Annotated in this window: 18 protein-coding genes; 11 read left to right on the top strand and 7 right to left on the bottom strand. The window is 70.9% G+C overall.

Annotation, left to right across the window (positions count from 1 at the left end):
• Window positions 1-21 precede the first annotated feature (21 nt).
• The 5 genes from argF (at window position 22) to VFV89_RS00675 (ending at window position 3,853) form a co-directional block, all read left to right on the top strand.
• Window positions 22-1,023 (top strand): ornithine carbamoyltransferase, encoded by a 1,002-nt coding sequence (gene argF, locus VFV89_RS00695; RefSeq protein ID WP_329703967.1) that lies wholly within the window; start codon window positions 22-24, stop codon window positions 1,021-1,023.
• Between the two features lie 6 nt (window positions 1,024-1,029).
• The gene (arcC, locus tag VFV89_RS00690; RefSeq protein ID WP_329703966.1) at window positions 1,030-1,956 is read left to right on the top strand and encodes a carbamate kinase; all 927 of its coding nucleotides are present in this window, start codon (window positions 1,030-1,032) and stop codon (window positions 1,954-1,956) included.
• On the top strand, window positions 1,953-2,717 hold the full coding sequence (locus VFV89_RS00685; RefSeq protein ID WP_329703965.1) for a hypothetical protein: 765 nt from the start codon (window positions 1,953-1,955) through the stop codon (window positions 2,715-2,717). Before arcC ends, VFV89_RS00685 begins: the two co-directional genes overlap by 4 nt.
• Window positions 2,718-2,788: 71 nt before the next feature.
• Window positions 2,789-3,277 (top strand): DUF1269 domain-containing protein, encoded by a 489-nt coding sequence (locus VFV89_RS00680; protein WP_329703964.1) that lies wholly within the window; start codon window positions 2,789-2,791, stop codon window positions 3,275-3,277.
• A 33-nt stretch (window positions 3,278-3,310) separates the two neighbouring features.
• A complete protein-coding gene (locus VFV89_RS00675) occupies window positions 3,311-3,853 on the top strand; it encodes a hypothetical protein (RefSeq protein WP_329703963.1) in 543 nt (180 codons plus the stop codon).
• A 50-nt stretch (window positions 3,854-3,903) separates the two neighbouring features.
• On the opposite strand, the gene VFV89_RS00670 is transcribed toward VFV89_RS00675, so the two are convergent.
• From VFV89_RS00670 to VFV89_RS00660, 3 genes are all read right to left on the bottom strand, one after another.
• Window positions 3,904-4,209: a hypothetical protein gene (locus VFV89_RS00670; RefSeq protein ID WP_329703962.1), complete on the bottom strand. Its 306-nt coding sequence runs from the start codon at window positions 4,207-4,209 to the stop codon at window positions 3,904-3,906.
• Between the two features lie 41 nt (window positions 4,210-4,250).
• Complete coding sequence (locus VFV89_RS00665) at window positions 4,251-4,568, bottom strand: SHOCT domain-containing protein (protein WP_329703961.1); 318 nt, start codon at window positions 4,566-4,568, stop codon at window positions 4,251-4,253.
• A 111-nt stretch (window positions 4,569-4,679) separates the two neighbouring features.
• Window positions 4,680-5,156: a DUF6325 family protein gene (locus VFV89_RS00660; protein WP_329703960.1), complete on the bottom strand. Its 477-nt coding sequence runs from the start codon at window positions 5,154-5,156 to the stop codon at window positions 4,680-4,682.
• A 158-nt stretch (window positions 5,157-5,314) separates the two neighbouring features.
• Here VFV89_RS00660 and VFV89_RS00655 point away from each other — a divergent pair, with 158 nt between their 5' ends.
• Both VFV89_RS00655 and VFV89_RS00650 read left to right on the top strand, forming a co-directional pair.
• Window positions 5,315-5,758: a DUF7144 family membrane protein gene (locus tag VFV89_RS00655; protein ID WP_329703959.1), complete on the top strand. Its 444-nt coding sequence runs from the start codon at window positions 5,315-5,317 to the stop codon at window positions 5,756-5,758.
• A gap of 68 nt (window positions 5,759-5,826) precedes the next feature.
• A complete protein-coding gene (locus VFV89_RS00650) occupies window positions 5,827-7,155 on the top strand; it encodes a YhjD/YihY/BrkB family envelope integrity protein (RefSeq protein WP_329703958.1) in 1,329 nt (442 codons plus the stop codon).
• 9 nt (window positions 7,156-7,164) lie between these two features.
• Here the strand turns inward: VFV89_RS00650 and VFV89_RS00645 are convergent, their stop codons facing one another.
• Complete coding sequence (locus tag VFV89_RS00645) at window positions 7,165-7,896, bottom strand: DedA family protein (protein ID WP_329703957.1); 732 nt, start codon at window positions 7,894-7,896, stop codon at window positions 7,165-7,167.
• 153 nt (window positions 7,897-8,049) lie between these two features.
• On the opposite strand from VFV89_RS00645, the gene VFV89_RS00640 reads away from it, so the two are divergent.
• The 3 genes from VFV89_RS00640 to VFV89_RS00630 all read left to right on the top strand — a co-directional run bounded on the left by VFV89_RS00640 (window position 8,050) and on the right by VFV89_RS00630 (window position 9,746).
• Window positions 8,050-8,874, top strand: coding sequence for a hypothetical protein (locus VFV89_RS00640; RefSeq protein WP_329703956.1), 825 nt, complete (start codon window positions 8,050-8,052; stop codon window positions 8,872-8,874).
• A 25-nt stretch (window positions 8,875-8,899) separates the two neighbouring features.
• Window positions 8,900-9,508 carry a hypothetical protein gene (locus VFV89_RS00635; protein WP_329703955.1) on the top strand — a complete coding sequence of 203 codons (609 nt, stop codon included), beginning with the start codon at window positions 8,900-8,902 and terminating at the stop codon, window positions 9,506-9,508.
• 73 nt (window positions 9,509-9,581) lie between these two features.
• On the top strand, window positions 9,582-9,746 hold the full coding sequence (locus VFV89_RS00630; protein WP_329703954.1) for a hypothetical protein: 165 nt from the start codon (window positions 9,582-9,584) through the stop codon (window positions 9,744-9,746).
• A gap of 6 nt (window positions 9,747-9,752) precedes the next feature.
• Here the strand turns inward: VFV89_RS00630 and VFV89_RS00625 are convergent, their stop codons facing one another.
• The gene (locus tag VFV89_RS00625) at window positions 9,753-12,377 is read right to left on the bottom strand and encodes a LuxR C-terminal-related transcriptional regulator (RefSeq protein ID WP_329703953.1); all 2,625 of its coding nucleotides are present in this window, start codon (window positions 12,375-12,377) and stop codon (window positions 9,753-9,755) included.
• A 215-nt stretch (window positions 12,378-12,592) separates the two neighbouring features.
• Between VFV89_RS00625 and VFV89_RS00620 the strand changes: the two genes are divergently transcribed.
• Complete coding sequence (locus tag VFV89_RS00620) at window positions 12,593-13,951, top strand: hypothetical protein (protein ID WP_329703952.1); 1,359 nt, start codon at window positions 12,593-12,595, stop codon at window positions 13,949-13,951.
• Window positions 13,952-13,978: 27 nt separating this feature from the next.
• Here VFV89_RS00620 and VFV89_RS00615 read toward each other — a convergent pair whose 3' ends face one another.
• Together VFV89_RS00615 and VFV89_RS00610 are read right to left on the bottom strand one after the other, a co-directional pair.
• A complete protein-coding gene (locus tag VFV89_RS00615; RefSeq protein ID WP_329703951.1) occupies window positions 13,979-15,082 on the bottom strand; it encodes a hypothetical protein in 1,104 nt (367 codons plus the stop codon).
• A gap of 160 nt (window positions 15,083-15,242) precedes the next feature.
• Entirely contained in the window at window positions 15,243-18,677 is a 3,435-nt protein-coding gene (locus tag VFV89_RS00610; RefSeq protein WP_329703950.1) for a S8 family peptidase, read from the bottom strand.
• Window positions 18,678-18,689 lie beyond the last annotated feature (12 nt).

The raw sequence follows: 18,689 nt of genomic DNA, 5'->3' as shown, positions 1-18,689 counted from the left end.
CCGAATCACCAAGGAGAACCGATGTCGTTCAACCTCCGCCACCGCAGCTTCCTCAAGGAGCTCGACTTCACCCCGGCAGAGCTCAAGTTCCTGCTCCACCTGTCCGCGGACCTCAAGGCCGCCAAGTACGGCGGCTACGAGGTGCCGCGGCTCTCGGGCAAGAACGTCGCGCTGATCTTCGAGAAGACCTCGACCCGCACCCGCACCGCCTTCGAGGTCGCCGCCAAGGACCAGGGCGCCCACGTGACCTACCTGGAGCCCAGCGGTTCGCAGATCGGCCACAAGGAGTCGATGAAGGACACCGCCCGGGTCCTCGGCCGCACCTTCGACGGCATCGAGTACCGCGGCTTCTCCCAGGAGAGCGTGGAGATCCTCGCGGAGTACTCCGGGGTCCCGGTCTGGAACGGCCTGACCGACGAGTTCCACCCGACCCAGATCCTCGCCGACGTGCTCACCATGACCGAGCACAGCGACAAGCACCTCGGCGAGATCACCTACACCTACCTCGGCGACGCCCGCAACAACATGGGCAACTCGCTGATGGTCGGCGGCTGCAAGTTCGGCATGGACGTGCGCCTGTGCGCCCCGAAGGACCTGTGGCCTGCCGACGACCTGGTCAAGACCTGCCGCGGCATCGCCGAGCAGACCGGTGCCCGGCTCACCCTCACCGAGGACGTCGACGAGGGCGTCGCCGGCACCGACTACCTCTACACCGACGTGTGGGTCTCGATGGGCGAGCCGAAGGAGGTCTGGGCGGAGCGGATCAAGCTGCTGACGCCGTACCAGGTGAACTCCTCGGTGGTCGAGCGCACCGGGAACCCGAACGTGAAGTTCATGCACTGCCTCCCCGCCTTCCACAACCGCGAGACGAAGGTGGGCGAGGAGATCTTCGAGCAGCACGGCATGGACGGACTCGAGGTGACCGACGACGTCTTCGAGTCCGAGCGCTCGATCGTCTTCGACCAGGCCGAGAACCGCATGCACACGATCAAGGCGGTCATGGTCGCCACCCTCGGGGACTAGCCACCGATGCGCGTCGTGGTGGCTCTGGGCGGCAACGCGCTGCTGAAGCGCGGCGAGCCGATGACGGCGGAGAACCAGCGCATCAACGTCAGGGTCGCCGCTCCCGCGCTGGCCGCGGTGGCCAAGGACCACCAGGTCGTGCTCTCGCACGGCAACGGCCCCCAGGTCGGCCTGCTCGCACTCCAGGCCGCGGCGTACAAGGACGTCGACCCCTATCCGCTCGACATCCTCGGCGCGCAGACGGAGGGGATGATCGGCTACGTCCTCGAGCAGGAGCTCGGCAACGCGATGCCTCCGGACGTGCCGCTGGCGACGATCCTCACGATGGTGGAGGTCGACCCCGAGGACCCGGCGTTCCAGGACCCGACGAAGTTCGTCGGACCGATCTACGGCGAGTCCGACGCCCTGGCCCTGACCAACGAGAAGGGCTGGGTGTTCAAGCCCGACGGCGACCACTGGCGGCGGGTGGTCCCCTCCCCCGAGCCGAAGGCGATCTTCGAGATCAGGCCCATCCGCTGGCTGCTCGAGCAGGGCACGGTGCTCATCTGCGCAGGCGGCGGCGGCGTGCCGACCATGTTCCTGCCCGAGGCCAGGACGACCCTGGTGGGCGTCGAGGCGGTCATCGACAAGGACCTCGCGAGCGAGCTCCTCGCTCGCCAGGTCGACGCCGACCTCTACGTGATGGCCACCGACGTCGACTGCGTCTACGCCGACTGGGGGACGCCGCAGCAACGACCGCTCGCGGAGGTGACGGTCGAGGAGCTGCGCGCGCTGAGCTTCCCGGCGGGCTCGATGGGCCCCAAGGTCGAGGCGGCGTGCCGCTTCGTGGAGCAGACCGGGGGGCGGGCCGCGATCGGCGCGCTGACCCAGATCCAGCAGATCGTCGACGGCGAGGTCGGCACCCAGGTGATCGCCAAGAAGGAGGGGTCATGACCGAGAGAGCGCTTCCGGCCTACGACGCCGAGCAGCTCGCCGGCCTCCTGGCCGCGCTGCCGGGGGTGGACTCGATCGAGCTCAAGCTGACCGTCCCCCAGGCCGACCAGCGGACCGTGGTGAAGGGGCTGGGCATCGACTCCATCGACGCGGTGATCCGCCAGGCAGCCTTCGTCGACGACCCCGAGCTGCGCCTGTCGGCCGCCGGGGTGGTCATCCGGGCGCGGCGTACCCAGCGCAAGCCCGGCGACGTGACGGTCAAGCTGCGGCCGATGCTGCCTGCCGACGTGCCGGAGGAGCTGCGCGAGGTGGCGGGCTTCAAGGTCGAGCTCGACGCCTCGCCCGCAGGCTTCACCTGCTCCGCCTCGCTCACCTCGAACGTGTCCGACAAGAAGGTCAGGGCGCTGATGAACGGCGAGCGCGCCCTGGCCGACGTGCTCGACGACACCCAGCGCGACCTGCTCGCCGAGCGGATGCCGGCGTCGGTGCAGATGACCGACCTGCGCGTGCTGGGCCCGGTCCACCTCCTCAAGTGCAAGTTCTCCCCCGATGGCTTCTCCCGGTCGATGACCGCCGAGCTGTGGATGCTCCCCGACGGCAGCCGCATCCTCGAGCTCTCGACGAAGTGCGAGCCCCTCCAGGCCTTCCACGTCGCGGCCGAGACCAAGGTCTTCCTGGCTGACCACGGCGTCGACCTCGGTGCCCCGCAGGAGCTCAAGACCGCCTCGGCGCTGGCCGCCTTCACCGCAGCGAGCGCCTGAACACGCGCACGACCGGTCCACAAGCCGGGCAAAGAGCGCTAGAAAGATCCCAGCAAGAACAAGGAGCGAACATGACGACGTTCACGGTGTGGAAGTTCGAGGATGCGGACGGGGCGCGCAACGCCGAGTCGGCGCTGCAGGCCGCTGCGGCGGAGGGGCTGGTCGAGATCGTGGACCACGCCCTGCTCACCTGGCCGGAGGGTGCGGACAAGCCCGATCTCCAGCACAAGCACGACAGCGGGAAGCGCGGCGCTGCCTGGGGCGCGCTGTGGGGCGTGCTGGGTGGCGCGCTGTTCATGATCCCCGTGGCGGGCCTGCTGGCCGGAGCCGGTATCGGCGCGCTGGCCAAGGCGACCGACGGCACGGGCATCACCAAGGAGGACCTCGAGCGGATCCGCACCGAGGTGACCCCCGGCACGTCCGCACTCTTCCTCGTCACCGACAACGCGAACCTCGACCGGCTCGGTGAGCGGTTCCACGGCGGCAACGGCAAGCTGATCTCGACCAACCTCACCGAGACCGAGAGGGAGATCCTCCTGGAGACCTTCGGCGGCGGCTGAGGTGCCGGCCGCCGGAGCCGGGACTGGTCCTGGATGACCGACCCGGCACCCGATCCGCAACCCGACCCGCTGACGGCCGGCGACCCGCCGCCGCGCCGCCGCGACCTCCTGGGCCTGGTCTCGGGCGGCGAGGGCACGATCACCGGGACGGTCGTGTGTGCCGCGGTGATCGCGTACGCCGGGGGCCACGTGGCGTCGACGGCCGAGCTCTGCGCGGCCATCCTGGGGACGGTGCTGGTCTACTGGCTGGCGCACCTGCACGCCGTCACCTTGGGCAGCTCGCTGACCCACCGGCACCACCCGGTCATCGCCTTGCGGCACGCCGTGCGGGAGACCGTGCCGATCATCGGCGCGTCCGTGGCACCGGTGCTCGTGCTCGTGGTGAGCAGCCTCGCGGGTGCCGACCTGCTGACGTCCGCCTGGATCGCGCTGGTCGTGACCATCGGCCTGCTGACCGGCTACAGCTACCTGGCGGGCGCGAGGGGAGGCCTGGACATGGGCGGCCGGATAGCGAGCGCGGCGGCCGGTGCAGCGCTCGGGATCCTGGTCGCGCTGCTGAAGGTCGCGCTGCACTGAAACGGCCTGGATCCACGCTGAGTCCGCCGAGACCGCTCAGCCCGCTCCGCTCACCCCTTCACCCACGGAGGTGGGTAGCGGGACGCGTATTCCCCGCGCTGCACGAAGCCACCCGCCATGTTGCCGACGTCGAGGACGACGGCAACGGCGATCCAGATCCACTCGGCGCCGGAGACCCCGCCCTGCTCGTGCAGGACGACGTAGACCAGGCACGTGTAGGGGAAGATGAACAACCCGAAGAACGGGATCAGGAACGTGTCGAACGCGTCGTTCACCAACGAGGGCCGTGCCATCCAGATCACGAAGAAGGCGGCGCGTGGGAACAGGAACGTGAAGAAGGTGAGGATGCAGCCCATGTCACTCCCTGGTCATTCGCGGCTCGGGACTCCGGGGACGCTCAGCCGTGCAGGATGCGGTCCTTCTGGACCTCGAACTCGGCCTCGCTCAGCACGCCCTGCTGCTTGAGCTCTCCGAGCTGCCTGAGCTGCTCCAGCTTGGTGTCCATGTCGACGTCCGCCGCGGGAGCCGCCGCGGGCGGCGGTGCGTAGGCGGGCTCCTGGTAGGCCTGCTGCTGCTGGTAGCCCTGCTCGTCGTAGGCCTGCTGCTCCTGCGCCGCCCACCGGCCGGCCTGGCGGCGGGAGACCCGGTTCGACACCGCCGTCGCAGTGCCGGCTACGACCGCGGTGCGTGCTACCCCTCGGATGAGTCCTGGCATCGTCTCTCCCTCTCGTGTCTGGGCGTCATGACAGAGGCGCCTCCGCCGGCCCCGGTCGAGAACCTAGGCAGTCCCGCCCGGGCGGGCCTCATCCGTACCGGGTGAACTCGCTCAGCCGGCTGCGCCTTCGGCGTCGAGTGCCTCCGCGGCCGCCAGGAGCGCCTGGACCGGGATCCGGCCACTGGCGACCAGCTGACCGCCGCCGCGCCTGACCGCCCGGGCGAACGGCGCCGCCCACACGTTCTCGTAGACGAGCACTCCCGCGGACGACCCCGGCTCGAGCACTCCCCCGGCCTCGCCCAGGTCGCCCTCGTCGAGCAGCCCGGAGGACGCTCCCTCGAAGACCGCCAGGTCGAGCGCACCGTCGCCGTCGAAGTCGGAGATCGCCATCGCGTGCACCGAGCCGTCCTCCTCCTTCATCACGAAGGCGAAGTCGAGGATCCGGATGATGCCGCGCTCCACCAGGTCCACCAGCAGCGGGAGCCCTTCACCGGTCATCCTGTTCCCCGGGAACTCCACCACCAGGTAGTCCACCGGCCCCATCAGGTCCAGGTCCATGCCCCCGGACTGGTCAGCAGCCTCGCTCATCGGTTCCTCCTCGTCCGGCCTGTCTGCGCGCGAGTACACGTCGCCGATCCGGAACCTAGGTCACCCCGGACGTGGCGGCCTCATCCCTTCCGGGTGAGGTACGCGCGACCGGTGCGGGAGCAGGGTCGGACCACCATCCCCCAGGACGAGGAGGAGCAATGACGCAGTACGTGGACGACGCGCCACCTGGTGGCTACGGTCCCAGCCGGTACCCGCGGGCGTCGCCGTGGGTCGGATGGATCGCGTTCGCCGGAGTGCTCATGGTCATCCTGGGGGCGCTGCACGCGTTCCAGGGGCTGGTCGCGATCTTCAAGGACGAGTACTTCCTCGTCTCGTCCAGGGGTCTCGCGGTGAAGCTCGACTTCACGGCCTGGGGGTGGGTGCACCTGGTCGTGGGGATCATCGTGGTCGTCGCCGGCCTGTGCGTGATGGCCGGCCAGTTGTGGGCACGGGTCGTGGGCGTGCTGCTGGCGTCCCTGAGCCTGCTCGCGAACGTCGCGTTCCTGGCGGCGTACCCGTTCTGGTCGTTGGTCATGATCGCCCTGGACATCGTGATCATCATGGCGCTGACGGTGCACGGGTCGGACATCAAGCCCGAGTGACGAGGGTGACGAGCAGGGTCTCGTGACGCCCGCGCTCGCAGGACTCCCCTGAGCCTTCGGAGACGACGGTGCGGCGCATACGAGGACCGTGGCTGGCCCAGCTGAGCGAGGTGCCGACGCGGGGGGTCTCCGAGCTGGTCGAACGGCTCCAGGGGTCCTTCGTGGGCCGGTGCGTGGGCCGGTTCGTGCGGATGGCCGGCCTCGACCGGTGCATCGTGCTCTCGTCCCAGGCGTTCACCGCGCTCATCCCGCTGCTCATCCTGATCACCACGCTGGCACCCGCCGACCAGTCGAACGCCGCGGCCGACGCCCTGATCAGGAAGTTCGAGCTCACCGGCGACTCCGCAGCGGCGGTGCACGAGCTCTTCGCCACCCCGGCCGGTTCGACCAGCGGCGTCAGTGTCTCGAGCGCAGTCCTCCTCCTCTTCTCCGGCGTCTCCTTCACCCGTCGGCTGCAGACGATGTACCGGTCCGCCTGGGACCAGGAGAAGGCGGGCGTCCGGGGCGGGCTCTTCGCGGCGCTCGGACTGTGTGCCCTGCTCGCCGAGATGCTCGTGCTCGTCGCCGTGCGGGAGTTCGTGCGGACGCTGGCGCTGTACTGGCTGTGGATCGTGCCGATCTCGATCGCGACCGGACTGGTGCTCTGGACGTCGATCCCCTACCTCCTGCTCAACCGGCAGGTGCACTGGCGTCGACTCCTCGCCGCTGGTGGCGCGACCGCGTTGGGCACGTCCCTCTTCGGTCTGGCCACCACGGTCTACATGGCACCGTTGGTGACGCAGTACACCCAGGAGTTCGGCCTGTTCGGCATCACGATCGCGTTGATCGGCTGGCTGCTGGGCGCGGCAGTCGTGCTCGTGTCGTGCACGGTGATCGGTGCCGAGTTCGATGCGTCGCAGGGGCCGTTCTTCCGTCTGGTCAAGACGAGGCTCCGGTTGCACGAGCCCGGCGTCGAGCTCCCCCTCGACGCGGAAGGCGACACCGACGCGGGGCTGAACCGCGACGACGTCGTGATGCTGCTCCGGGTGCTCGCGAACTGGTCGGTGATGGCGGGCGCGGTGTGGGTGGCAACCGCGCTGCTGCCCGGCATCGACGTGCACGGCGGCTTCTTCACCTACCTCGCGCTGTCGCTCCTCTTCGGCCTGGTGAACGCCGTGCTCGGTCCGCTGCTCCACCTCGTGGCACTGCCGTTGTCGGTGCTCACGGTGGGCGGGGCGGCCCTCGTCGTCAACGGCGTCCTGCTGTTGCTGACCGCAGGACTCACCGCGCGGCTCGACGTCGCCGGACTGGGCAGCGCGATCCTGGGCTCGGTCGTCATCTCGATCGTGACCACCGTCATCGAGCTGGTGGTCCGTCCGATCCGGGACCCGGACGACGACGCTGCAGAGCGTCTGTGAACGCGTCGGTCAGCCGGCTTCCGGGGCCTCCGCCGCGGCCTCGCGTCTGCGCTGACGACGGACGGTGAAGAAGACGACCGTGATCGCGACGGTGGTCACGAGCCCCGAGATGATGAACGACGCCAGCGGGAAGTCACCGAGGGCCAGGCCGATCTCGTAGGCCAGGATCGAGGTGTAGGCGCTCCACAGGATGCCGCTGATGACCGACCAGCCCAGGAAGCGCCGGTACCTGATGTCCGACAGGCCCATCGTCGCGTTCACGACGAAGCGCATGCCCGGCACGTACCGCCCGCCGATGATGAGGACGGCGGGGCTCCGGTCCATCAGGTCGAAGGCCATCCGCACCTGCTTGTTCGTCTTGGCCCGGGTGACCTGTGGCTCGAGCCTGACCGAGAAGACCCTCGCGATCCAGAAGAGTGCCGAGTCGCCGAGGATCGCGCCCAGGGCACCCATGACGATGATCGGCGCGAGGTCGAGCTTCCCGTGCGCGGCCAGGGTCGCAGCCGCGTTGAGCGTCGTCTCGCCCGGAAAGATCGGCATGATCGCGTCGAGGAAGATCAGCACGAAGACCGAGATGTAGGACCACAACGCGTCGTCTGGGTCGATGAGCGTGAGGCCGTCGCTGTTGGCCATGTAGCTCACCGCGGCTGCCACCACGACCAGCGCGACGAAGAGGGCGGCGGCGGCGCCTACCTTGCGACGGGTGGAGAGCCGTCGCCAGCGGTCGGCCGGGGAGCTCACCCGTCGACCTTGTGGGAGCCCGGGTGCTCGGCGCATCACCCATGAAAGGTGACGCCCTCGCCCGCGGCGGGTGATGACGGCGCCTGCGCGTGCGTGCCGACAATGCCGCGACCAGCCGGGCGACCACTGCGCCCCATCCGCGGGAGGCTCATCATGAACCTGTTGTGGGCGGTCCTCCTGCTCGTTGCGACGTGCGTGGTGTCGGTCGGGGTCATGCTCGCAGTCCGCAGGCGGGCACCGGAGGGCAGCTACTTCAGCGACGGCGACCGGGCCTCCGGCGTGTTCGGGGTGCTGGCGACGGGGTTCTCGGTCCTCCTCGGCTTCATCATCTTCCTGGCCTTCACCTCCTACGACGAGTCGCGGTCAGGAGCCGAGACCGAGGCCACGACCGTGTCCCAGCAGCTCGAGACCGCGCAGTTCCTCCCCGCCGACACCGCGTCGGAGCTGAACGGCGAGCTGGTGTGCTATGCACGCTGGGTCGTCGGGCCGGAGTGGGACGCGATGGCGGACGGCTCGCTCGACTCCTCGATCAACCCGTGGGGGGCGGCGATGTACCGCACCATGAAGTCCGCCGACCCCCAGACAGCCACCGAGCAGTCGGCCTACGACCGGTGGATGGACCAGACGGTCGAGCGCCAGCAGGCGCGTGTCTCCCGGATCCAGGGAGCCGAAGGGATCATCCCGCTGCCGCTGTGGCTGGTGCTGTTCACGATCTCCGTCGTCATCTTCGTCTACATGCTGTTCTTCGCCGACCGTGCCGAACGGGCCAGGACCCAGGCGCTCCTGATGGGCAGCGTGAGCACGGTGATCTGCCTGCTCCTCATGCTGGTCGTCTTCTTCGACCATCCTCACGGCCATGGCGTCGGGCGGCTGCACCCGACCGCGATGGAGCGCACCCTGCGGCTCATGGACGCCCAGTTCGAGGTCGCCGACGTGAGCCTGGAGGTGCCCTGTGACGACCGGGGAACCCCGCGCTGACGATGAGGACCGCAGGCAGCTCGGCATGGTCGAGCTCCTCGTGACCGTGCTCCTCGTGGTCGGGGCGGTCGCCGCCTCGTGGAGCAGCTACCAGGCCACCCGCTGGAACGGCGAGCAGGCCAAGGCGGCCGGCCGCACCAGCGCGATCCGGATCGGCGCGGCCCGGGCCGCCGGCCTGGCCTCCGCCCAGACCCAGGTCGACGTGGCCACCTTCATCGCGTGGACCGAGGCCGAGGGCCGTGGTGACACCGAGCTCGAGGCGTTCTACGTCGACCGGTTCCGGCCCGAGTTCAAGACCGCCTTCGACGCGTGGCTGGCCACCGACCCACTCGTCGACGACACCGCCCCCAAGACGCCGTTCGCCATGGCGGACTACCGCGTCGCGGAGCGCGAGGAGGCGACCCGGCTGGACGCGGAGGCCGAGGCCTCGTCCGCCAGGGTGGCCACGAACATCCAGCGATCCAGCAACTACGTCCTGTCCGTGGTGCTCTACACGATCGTCCTGCTCTTCGCGGGGATGGCCGGCAAGATGAGCAGCCGCCGGCTCCGGCTCGGCGTGGTCGTCGCGGCGTACGCCGTGCTCGTCGCCGCCCTCGCGTGGGTCTCGACCTTCCCGGTGAGCCTCGCCGTGTGACCGGATCACCCATCACGGATGAGGCCCGGCGGGCGACGAGGGGTCATGGTTGTCTCGAGTGGAGGAGGCCGGCATGGACGATGTCCCCGCGCTGCCCTGGGGCAAGATGGCTGTGGCCGCAGGAGGAGTCGTGGTCGCCTACCTGACCTTCCGCGGTGCCACGGCACTGATGGCCGTGGCCTTCCACGAGGCTCGTGACCGCCTGAACGCCGGGCACCTGCCCAAGCGCTGGGCGTGACGCCGGTCAGCAGGTCCCGAGCTCGCGACCGAGCCGGACGGCGTCGACCCGGCGGCTGACGCCGTACTTGCGCAGGATGCCCTTCACGTGGGTCTTCACGGTGTTGGGCGAGACGTAGAGCTCGGCAGCGATCTCGTCGGTCGAGCACATCTGGGCGACCAGCCGCAGGACCTCGGCCTCCCGCTCGGTGAGGGGTTCGAGGGGACCCTCCGCCGGCGCGGTCCGGGGACCGGCACCGCGCGGCTCGGCGACGGACAGGCCGGGAAGCGACTGGACGAACGGCAGGAACTCCCGCAGCCGGGCGCCGTCCCTGTGCATCAGCCACTGCAGCCAGAGGCCGTCCCCCGCCAGCGGTCGGCGCAGCTCGTCGCTGCTCGTGGCGCGCAGCGCGCGCTCAACCAACAGAACCGACCGCTCGAGCTCGCCGCGCTCGTGGGCCAGCCGCGCTCCCAGCACCAGGGCCCTGGCGTGCGTCGCCCTCGGGCCCTTCCGCAGCTCGTCCTCGGCCGAGACGAGCGCAGCGGCCGCACCGCGAAGGTCGCCGATCTCCCGACGCGCCGTCGCCGTGAGCACGGCTCGCTCCGCGGAGCCGGCAGGCAGCCCCGAGGTGACCAGGGCCAGCGCCCGCTGCGACTCGCCGGAGGCCAGCAGCGCCTCGGCAGCCACCGAGGTCACCTGGCCCTTCAGCCACACCGACAGGTCCCGCTCGGCGAGCGCCGCCGTCCACGACCCGGCCAGCCTCGATGCCTCGTCCGGCCGCCCTGAGTCGATGAGCGTCCGGGCCTCCACGACCTGTGCCGCGAGCCAGAGCCACGGCTCGAGGGGGCCGACCGCTGTCCTCTCCACCCGGGCCAGCCACCCCATGGCCTCAGCGGACTCGCACCGCTCGGAGTGGACCCATGCCAGGGCCACCTGCGCGTGCGCGACGCCCGCCTGGAGCGGGTCGGCCGCAGCGGAGAGGACCGACGCGGCACGCCGCGTGGACGCATCCAGGTTGCCGCGACAGGCGTCCAGCAGCGCGAGCTGACCCGCGCAGTCCAGCGCCGCGTCATCGCCGGACGACAACTGGGCCGCGCCACGAGCCAGGTGGGCCGCAGCCTGCTCGAGCTCGCCGGTCGCGACGCACACGGCACCAGCGAGGGCGTCGAGCTCGACCGACAGCCCGCCGGCATCGCCGGCCGGGGGGGCGAGGTCACACAGTGCCAGCAGCGCACGGGCCCGAGGCACCAGGCCGGCGTCGGGGACCGAGCGGCCCGAGAGCCGCGCGATCGCCAGCTGCAGGAAGGCGACGGCCAGCAGGTGCGCCGGCCACTGTGGGGTCTCGACCGCGAGTGCCTTCGCCAGCGCCGACTCGGCCACGGGCAGGTCCCGCCGCGCGACCGCGACGGCCGCGTGGACCAGCGGCTCCGCGGCCTGCACCTCGGACCGCTCGGCGGCTCGGGTGAAGACGTCGTCAGCCGTCCCGGCCATCAGCCGCGGCACGACGTGGGCCCGCACCAGGGTCGTCGCGACGGCCGGCCAGTCCTGGGTGGCCGCGCCCAGCTCGACCGCGGCGCCGGCCGCGCCGTGGTCGGTGAGCCAGGACGCGACGCGCCGGCGCGATGCCCGCGCCCGGGCCGGCCGCTCGACCGCGAGCTGGGCCCTGGCGGCCGCCCTCAGGAGCGGGTGGGATGAGACGTGCCCGCTCGACGACTGCTGGATGAGACCGGTCCTCGCTGCGGTCTCATCGAGTGCGCGACGGGCCCGGGCGCCCAGCATGTCCTCGACCAGGTCCGGCGGCACGCTGTCGACGACGCTCGTCCACACCAGCAGCCGACGGACCGCCGGCGTCATCCCGGTCAGCACCTCGCGGGTCAGGAAGTCCTCGATGGCGCCGTCCGTCTCCAGCATGGCGCTCGTCAGGTCCGCGGCGCCGGCGAGCTCGACTGCTGCACGCCGGACACCACACGCCCACCCCGCCGTGTGGTCGGCGACCGCGTCGACCACCAGCCGGCTGGCGACGACGTCCGCCAGGCGGAGGACGCCCGCGATCTCGGTGTCGTCCATGACCAGGTCCCGGTCGGTGACCCGGACCAGCTCCGCCGCGGCCGAGCGCCGGTGGAGGTCCAGCGCCGGCTCCCCGCGGCTGAGCACCACCACCTTGAGCGCGGGACCGGCGTGGTCGAGCAGGATCTCGAGCTCTGAGCCGAGCTGAGAGGTCACGCCCGTGGGGAACCCATCGAGGACGACCGTCCGCGACCCCCCACGGCCCAGAGCCTCGCCGAGCTCGATGAGTGCCTCGACGCGTGCCGGGCTCCCGGCGGGGGCGACCGGTGCCGCCGGGAGACGGCCCTCGCCCGCGTCGCGGAGTGCCCGGCGGAGGCGGCGCCAGACCATGCCGGGCTCCGTCCCGGACCGCGAGACGTCGAGCCAGACCAGCCCCGAAGGCGACGAGGGACCGGCCGCCCAGGCCGCCACTCCTGAAGTCTTGCCGGCCCCGGTGGGCGCGCGAACGACGGTGAGCTGCCGGTCGCCGTCGTCGAGGATCCGGTTCAGCCGGGGTCGCGGCAGCACCCACGCCGGGACGGACGGTACGCCGACGCGGGCCTGCGTCCTCTCGGCGGGCTCCGCGGCGGCGACGGACAGGCGCATGCCATACCTCCGTCGACTCGTCGGACGGCAGCAGCGCACCACCCGTCTGGGTGAGGTGTCCCCACCCACCCGTCGTCTCACCCGGGGTGATTCCACAGTCCGGGACCGAGTGGTCCAGACCAGTCGATCCCGGCTCGGGTCTGACGAGCCGCGACGTCTCGTCGTCACCCATCCCGGGTGACGTGTCGTCGCGGCCCCTGCCGGATGGTGGGCGGGTGAGCGGAGCTGAGACCCCGGGGCAACCCACGGACGCGAGCGAGGAAGAGCTGGCCCGCCTGCGGGCCGAGGTCGCCCGGCTGAAGGAGCAGCAGGCCCCGGCCGAGCCGCGTGACCGCGCGGGGTGGTGGCGGCCGGTGGTCGCCGGCGTCCTGGTCCTCGTCGCCGCCGTCCTGGCGCCCCTCTCGGTGCTCGCGACCTGGGCGAACGGGCAGATCAACGACACCGACCGCTACCTCGAGACGGTGGGACCCCTGGCCAACGACCCCGACATCCAGAAGGCCGTCGCCGCACGGGTCGAGCAGGTCATCTTCAGCTACCTGGACATCGATGCCGCCACCGAGGCGCTGGTGGAGGCCATCAACCAGCAGGGTCTCCCGCCGGCCGCAGCGGCGACGCTGCAGGCGGCGGTCGGGCCCCTGGCATCGGGGATCCGCAGCTTCGTCAACGACAAGGTCGTCGAGTTCGTGCAGTCGGACAACTTCGCGGATGCATGGGTCCGGGCCAACCGCGAGGCGCACTCCCAGCTGGTCGCGGCCCTCACCGGCAACGGCGACGCGGTCACCGTCGAGGACGGACAGGTGACGATCGGCCTCGCGACGATCATCGACGCGGTCAAGGCCCAGCTCGTCGACGCAGGCTTCGCCCTCGCCGAGCGCATCCCCGAGGTCGACGCGACGTTCACCATCTTGCAGTCCGCCGACCTCGGCAAGGTGCAGCGGCTGCTCGGCCTCATCGACAACCTCTCGACCTGGCTTCCGGTGATCGCGCTGGGCCTGGTCGCGATCGCGGTCGTCATCGCGCGCGACCGCCGCCGGATGGTCCTGGCCGCCGGCGTTGCGATCGCTGTGTCGATGGTCGTGCTGGGCGCCGCGCTCAACGCGATCCGCCCGTTCTACCTCGACGCGCTGCCGGCCGACTCTTCGACGGCCGCGGCAGGCGCGCTCTACGACCAGGTCGTCTCGTTCATCAGGTACGCGCTCCGCGGCGTCCTCGTCGTGGGTCTCGCGGTGGCCGTGGGCGCCTGGCTCAGCTCGCCCCGGGGCTCGGGAGCCACGGCCAGGGCGGGTCTCACGCGCGGCATCGACCTCGTCCGTCATGGCGGGGCGCGGGCGGGGATGAACACCGGCCGGTTCGGCGTCTTCCTGCGCCAGTACCGCACCGCCATCCGCGTGGTCACCGTCGCGGTCGCCGCGCTCTGGTACCTCTCCCTCGACCACCCCACCGGTAACACCGCGCTGTGGTTCGTGGTCGTCGTGGCGGTCGTGCTGCTGCTCACCGAGCTGCTGGCCGCCGGGCCACCCGGCGACGGGTCGGCCTCGGACACCCCGGCCGACGCGGGTGAGACCGCCACCTAGCTGGACCGGCGACCGGCCCCCTAGCGGTCAGCCGGCAACCTGAGGGTCCTGGGCGGTGATCTCCTCGGGCTCCCGGCTGGCGTTGACCGGCAGCCACCGCTCGTGCAGCGTCGTCACGAGGCTGATCAGCACGAGGTAGAACAGCGTGGCGGACACGCTGATCCTGCCGTCGCCGAGCGGCAGCAGCCACGACGCGACCACGACCAGCGCGACGTTGCCGACCATCCGTCCGAGGAAGGCCAGCCCCGTGGACTCGATGGTCCGCTCGCGCCTGGCCAGGGCCAGCGACACCGTCGCGTTGATCACGACCACGGCGGCGATGCCGATGAACAGCTGCACGTTCGACGCGTCCACGCCCGGGAGCGTCTGGGCGAAGATCACCGAGAGCAGGCCCAGGAGGACGACCTTCTCGAGGGTGGCCATCGACCACACGGCGCCGTACTCGGCGTAGTGGCGCGCCTGCTCGCGCGCGGTGTCCACCGCCTCCGGCAGCGGGTCGGCCTCGAACCGCCACGGGTGGTCGGCGGGCAGCAGTCGGGGACGTCCCCACACCCAGAACACGCCCGCGGCGACGAGCAGGAGGACCACGATCGTGGGCCCGGCCCAGGCGTGGTCGGCGAGGAAGTCGGTGAAGTCGAGCTTGGCCACGTGGATCCACCACTCCTGCGGCAGCTTGATGAACACCCAGATGATGGCAGCCACCCAGATCCACCAGCGCAGGCCCCACCGGGTGGTCCGCCAGCGCGAGCGGATGCCTTCGTAGGCGATGAAGAAGTACTCGAAGGTGTTCGGGAAGATCAGCAGCAGGGCTCGCACGTGGCTGAGCTCGAACGCGACCACCCCGACCAGGCGGTAGAAGTACAGGAACCTGCTGACCCGGTACGCCGGCAGGCTGGCCCAGTTGCGCAGGGTCGAGAGGTAGGCCATCGCCAGGTAGTAGACGTCCATGGCCTTGTCGTAGCTCTGGTAGCCCGGCGGGTCGTAGCCCATCGCCTGGAAGATCGACTGGTCCGCGGCGTCGAGCACGAGGCAGGCGAGGATCGCCGGCAGGGGGAACCGCGGGATCAGGAGCGGGACGAAGAACCGGGCGCCGATGACGGCGAGGAACACCAGGGTCTCGCCAGTGCTCATGTGAGCCTTCCGTCCGCTCGACACAAGGGGGAACGCCGCTTGGAGCCCCTCCGCGTGGGGCAAACGCTAGTCGGCCCGCACCCCACCCGGGCGTCACCCAGTACGGGTGATGCCCGGGTCCCGACCCACCACCGGTCAAGCGATCATCCGCCGCAGCCGATCACCCGGCCCGGTACTTGTAGGGGACGGTCGCGACGACCTCACCGGTGCTGGTGAACGGCAGCCCACCCGCACCGGTCGGCAGGTTCGGCACCGTGACCAGGTTGAGGATGCCGGAGGCCGGCCCACCGGTGCTCGGGGTGATCGTGACGCTGATGGTCTGCGTCTCGTGCGGTCCGATCCGCACCGGGTTCCCGAACCCGTCGTTGCCGGGGTCGACCGCGTTGCCGTAGGGGTCGCCGGCTTCTGAGGTGACGGCCGGGTCGAAGGCGAAGGTCCGCATCGACGCGGAGAGCGTGGACTGGCCCGCGGGCGCCGCGTCCGAGAACGGCCCGATCTGCTGCATGTTGGTGAACCAGACGCCGCGGCTGATGTAGTTGCCGTTGCCGGACTCGCTCACCGACGCCACCGACGACGTGCTCCCCTGCTGCGCCGCGGTCAGGTCACCGAAGAGATCGAAGCCGGCGGCCGAGCCCTGCAGCTCGAGCTGCGCGGGGGTCGTCGACTCGGCCGTGACCGTCAGGCTCTGCGTGTCGGGCGGGGCGTTGTAGATCGGCTCGGCCGCCGGGTCGGGCGGCAGGGCGAAGGTCTCCTGCCCCTGGATCGGCAGCGCCCGGAGCGTCACCGTCTTCTCCAGCCGAGGGTCGACGCCGATGAAGATCGGCTGCACGCCCGGGTTGGTCACCTTGAGGTCGTACGTCGCCGGCACCCCGACCGCCAGCCTGGTGCCGTTCGAGTCCGGCAGCTGGCGACGGTTCACGCCGACGCCCTGGTCGGTGACCTGGCCGGTGAACGGCTGCTCGATGCTGGTCCCGCTCACCGGGTTCTGTACGACGACGACCAGGTGCCACGTGCCCGGGACCGGGTCAGCCGTGAACGACTGCATGGCCGTGGTCAGGGTCAGCCCGTCCACCGTGTCGTTCAGCGTCTCGTTGCTGACGACGTCGGAGAGCTCGCCGTTCGGGTCGATCAGGACCAGGTCGACGATGCTGTTCGGGTTGTTGGCGAACCGTGTCGAGACCTGCAGGTCGTCCCACTTCTTCGGCACGTCGAACTGGTAGCTGAAGGTCTCACCCGGCGTGACGCCGCGTGCGTTGCCACCGGTCACGACGCCGCTGAAGGCGCCGTGGCCGTGCGCGGTGTCGATGATCGTGCGGATCACCGCCGCGACCGAGGTCTGGCGCCCCTCCGACGTCGCGAGGGTGAGTGCGACGGAGCGGTCGCCGGACGCCTTCGACGGCATGGAGTAGGAGAACTTCACGTCCTTGCTCGTCCCCGGCTGCAGCGTGAAGCTCGCCGGAGAGACGCTGCCGGCCGACACCGCGTGCTCGTAGGTCGACGAGAACGAGATGGTGCCCTTGAACCCCCCGGCCTGGACGGAGTAGAGGACGGCGGTCCAGGTTCCCGGCGCCGGCTTGCGCACGTCGACGTTCGCGTAGTTCGCCGTCGCCGTCCCACCCTGCGGGCGGCTGTTGGCCTGGTAGGTCCCGTCGGGGGCGAACAGGCTCACCCGGACGATCCCCGTCGGTCCGGATCCGGGCCACGCCGTACGGGTCAGCAGTCGGTCGGTGCCGCTCGGCACGTGGAACTGCACCTGCTTGAACGCCCATGGCGCCCCGTTGGTCGCATAGGGGAACGTCGGCAGCGTGGAGGCGTCGAAGGGGACGGTCTGCGAGTCCGCCGAGGTCGTTGCGAAGCCGCGCGTCCCGGCGTGGACCGTCACCGGGTGCGTCCCGACGTTGGTCACCGTCACCGAGTGGTGCTGTGACGTGCCGGGCTTGCCGGCCAGCGTGAACTGGTCCTCCGAGGTCACGATGTTCGACGCGAGCCCGGCGGGAGCACCGCTCGAGCCCTGGTAGGTGAGCGCGGCCTCGACCGCGGCCCGGGCGTTCACCAGCCCAGAGCCCTGCTCGTCCGACGGCATCGCGAGGTCGCTCGCCGTCCCGGTGATCAGCTGCTTCACCAGGGCCGGGGTCGGGTTGGCACCGTGGTGCGTGGACCGGTACGCCGAGATGACGAGCGCTGCCACACCGGCGGTGAGCGGCGCGGACTGGCTCGTCCCGCCGAACGCCTCGATCGGGCTGGCCGTGCCACGGAAGTTGGTGCAGCCGGCGAACCGGGACAGGTCCGGGGTGCAGACCGCCCAGTCCGACTCTCCGGGGGCGACCACGTCCACCGTGCGGCCGAAGTTGGTGAAGCCCGACGAGGACAGCGCCGAGATGTTGTTGTCGGCCCACTTGCCGTTGCCGAACTGGAAGGCGGCGTAGGCGGTCTGCGCGTAGAGCTGGCTGTCGGTCGTTGCCGCCGCGGAGATGACCAGCGGGTCCTGGGCGTCGCTGCCGATCGTGCCGGTGATTCCCCCGTCGCCGGTCGACTCGGTGATCGTGACGCCGGCCGCGACCGCCTGGTCGTTGAACAGCTGGATCGTGTTGCGGCTGCTGCTGTCGGGGAACTCGCTCAGTCCGAACGACTCGTTGATGACGCTGACGTGGTCGACGCGCACCGCGTAGTCGATCGCCTGCAGGATCGAGCTGTTGGTGAGGAACTCACCGCCGGCCTTGATGGCGACGATGCTCGCGCCCGGTGCCACGCCGAGGACGCTGATGTTGCAGCCGGGTGGCAGCGGGTGTGCCGGGTTGACGAACTGGGACACGTCGTAGACCACGCGGCCCTGGGCCGCGATCGCGGATGCGTCGCCGAACGCCTCGGCGCCGCCGGTCGGGGCGTTCGGGCCGTCGCCGGAGAAGTCCTGGTAGTCGACGATGACGTGGGAGCCGTCGGGCCGGATGAAGTCGGGGTTGTCGACGTCGATGCCGTCGGCGATGTAGGCGACCTTGACGCCCGCGCCGGTGGACAGCGCCTGCGCCCCCGCGTCACTGGCAGTCGGCGCGACGTGCATGGTGTGCAGCGCCTCGGGCTCGAGCAGTGGCTTGCCGGGGTCTGTGGGGCAGATGGCGTCCGGGTTGTTGTCGTAGGTGTCCGGCGCGCTCGGCGTGCTCGCGCTCGATCCGCCGCCGGTGGGCGGCGAGGAGGCCGCGGGCGTGAGCGCGATGCTCGAGTCCTTCACCACCGATGCGACCGCCGGGTCGGCGGCCAGGGCGGCCGCCTGGGAGGCGGTCACGGTTGCGATGAACGCGTTCCCGACGGTCAGGTGGGTCACGTCCGCCGGGTTCGGTCCGGCGAGCGTGTCCAGGACGTCGTTCTGCGAGGCCTTCGCCTGCGACCTGCGCGCCTGCATGTCGCTGCGGCGCACCGGCGTCGACGTCAGCTGGTCGCGGAGGACGACGATGACCTTCTCCGTGCGGGCCTCCGCGGCACCTGCCGTGTGGCCGCCCTGTGCGGCGACCGCCGTGGTCGGCGTGAGCGCGCCGGCGAGCACCAGCCCTGCCGACGCGGCCGCGGCGGCGAGCGCCGCCGACGTTCGGGATACGCGCATGACCCCTCCGTT

This window comes from Nocardioides sp. (assembly GCF_036274455.1).
Taxonomy (GTDB): Bacteria; Actinomycetota; Actinomycetes; order Propionibacteriales; family Nocardioidaceae; genus Nocardioides.
The sequence above is the reverse complement of the archived record's forward strand: the minus strand, read 5'-3'. Positions and strand labels throughout refer to the sequence as shown.

What these genes read in the sequence shown, in the direction of transcription:
- argF (WP_329703967.1), top strand. Translation starts at nt 22, where the DNA reads ATGTCGTTCAACCTCCGCCACCGCAGCTTCCTCAAGGAGCTCGACTTC.
- arcC (WP_329703966.1), top strand. Translation starts at nt 1,030, where the DNA reads ATGCGCGTCGTGGTGGCTCTGGGCGGCAACGCGCTGCTGAAGCGCGGC.
- VFV89_RS00685 (WP_329703965.1), top strand. Translation starts at nt 1,953, where the DNA reads ATGACCGAGAGAGCGCTTCCGGCCTACGACGCCGAGCAGCTCGCCGGC.
- VFV89_RS00680 (WP_329703964.1), top strand. Translation starts at nt 2,789, where the DNA reads ATGACGACGTTCACGGTGTGGAAGTTCGAGGATGCGGACGGGGCGCGC.
- VFV89_RS00675 (WP_329703963.1), top strand. Translation starts at nt 3,311, where the DNA reads ATGACCGACCCGGCACCCGATCCGCAACCCGACCCGCTGACGGCCGGC.
- VFV89_RS00670 (WP_329703962.1), bottom strand. Translation starts at nt 4,209, where the DNA reads ATGGGCTGCATCCTCACCTTCTTCACGTTCCTGTTCCCACGCGCCGCC.
- VFV89_RS00665 (WP_329703961.1), bottom strand. Translation starts at nt 4,568, where the DNA reads ATGCCAGGACTCATCCGAGGGGTAGCACGCACCGCGGTCGTAGCCGGC.
- VFV89_RS00660 (WP_329703960.1), bottom strand. Translation starts at nt 5,156, where the DNA reads ATGAGCGAGGCTGCTGACCAGTCCGGGGGCATGGACCTGGACCTGATG.
- VFV89_RS00655 (WP_329703959.1), top strand. Translation starts at nt 5,315, where the DNA reads ATGACGCAGTACGTGGACGACGCGCCACCTGGTGGCTACGGTCCCAGC.
- VFV89_RS00640 (WP_329703956.1), top strand. Translation starts at nt 8,050, where the DNA reads ATGAACCTGTTGTGGGCGGTCCTCCTGCTCGTTGCGACGTGCGTGGTG.
- VFV89_RS00635 (WP_329703955.1), top strand. Translation starts at nt 8,900, where the DNA reads ATGGTCGAGCTCCTCGTGACCGTGCTCCTCGTGGTCGGGGCGGTCGCC.
- VFV89_RS00630 (WP_329703954.1), top strand. Translation starts at nt 9,582, where the DNA reads ATGGACGATGTCCCCGCGCTGCCCTGGGGCAAGATGGCTGTGGCCGCA.
- VFV89_RS00625 (WP_329703953.1), bottom strand. Translation starts at nt 12,377, where the DNA reads ATGCGCCTGTCCGTCGCCGCCGCGGAGCCCGCCGAGAGGACGCAGGCC.
- VFV89_RS00615 (WP_329703951.1), bottom strand. Translation starts at nt 15,082, where the DNA reads ATGAGCACTGGCGAGACCCTGGTGTTCCTCGCCGTCATCGGCGCCCGG.
- VFV89_RS00610 (WP_329703950.1), bottom strand. Translation starts at nt 18,677, where the DNA reads ATGCGCGTATCCCGAACGTCGGCGGCGCTCGCCGCCGCGGCCGCGTCG.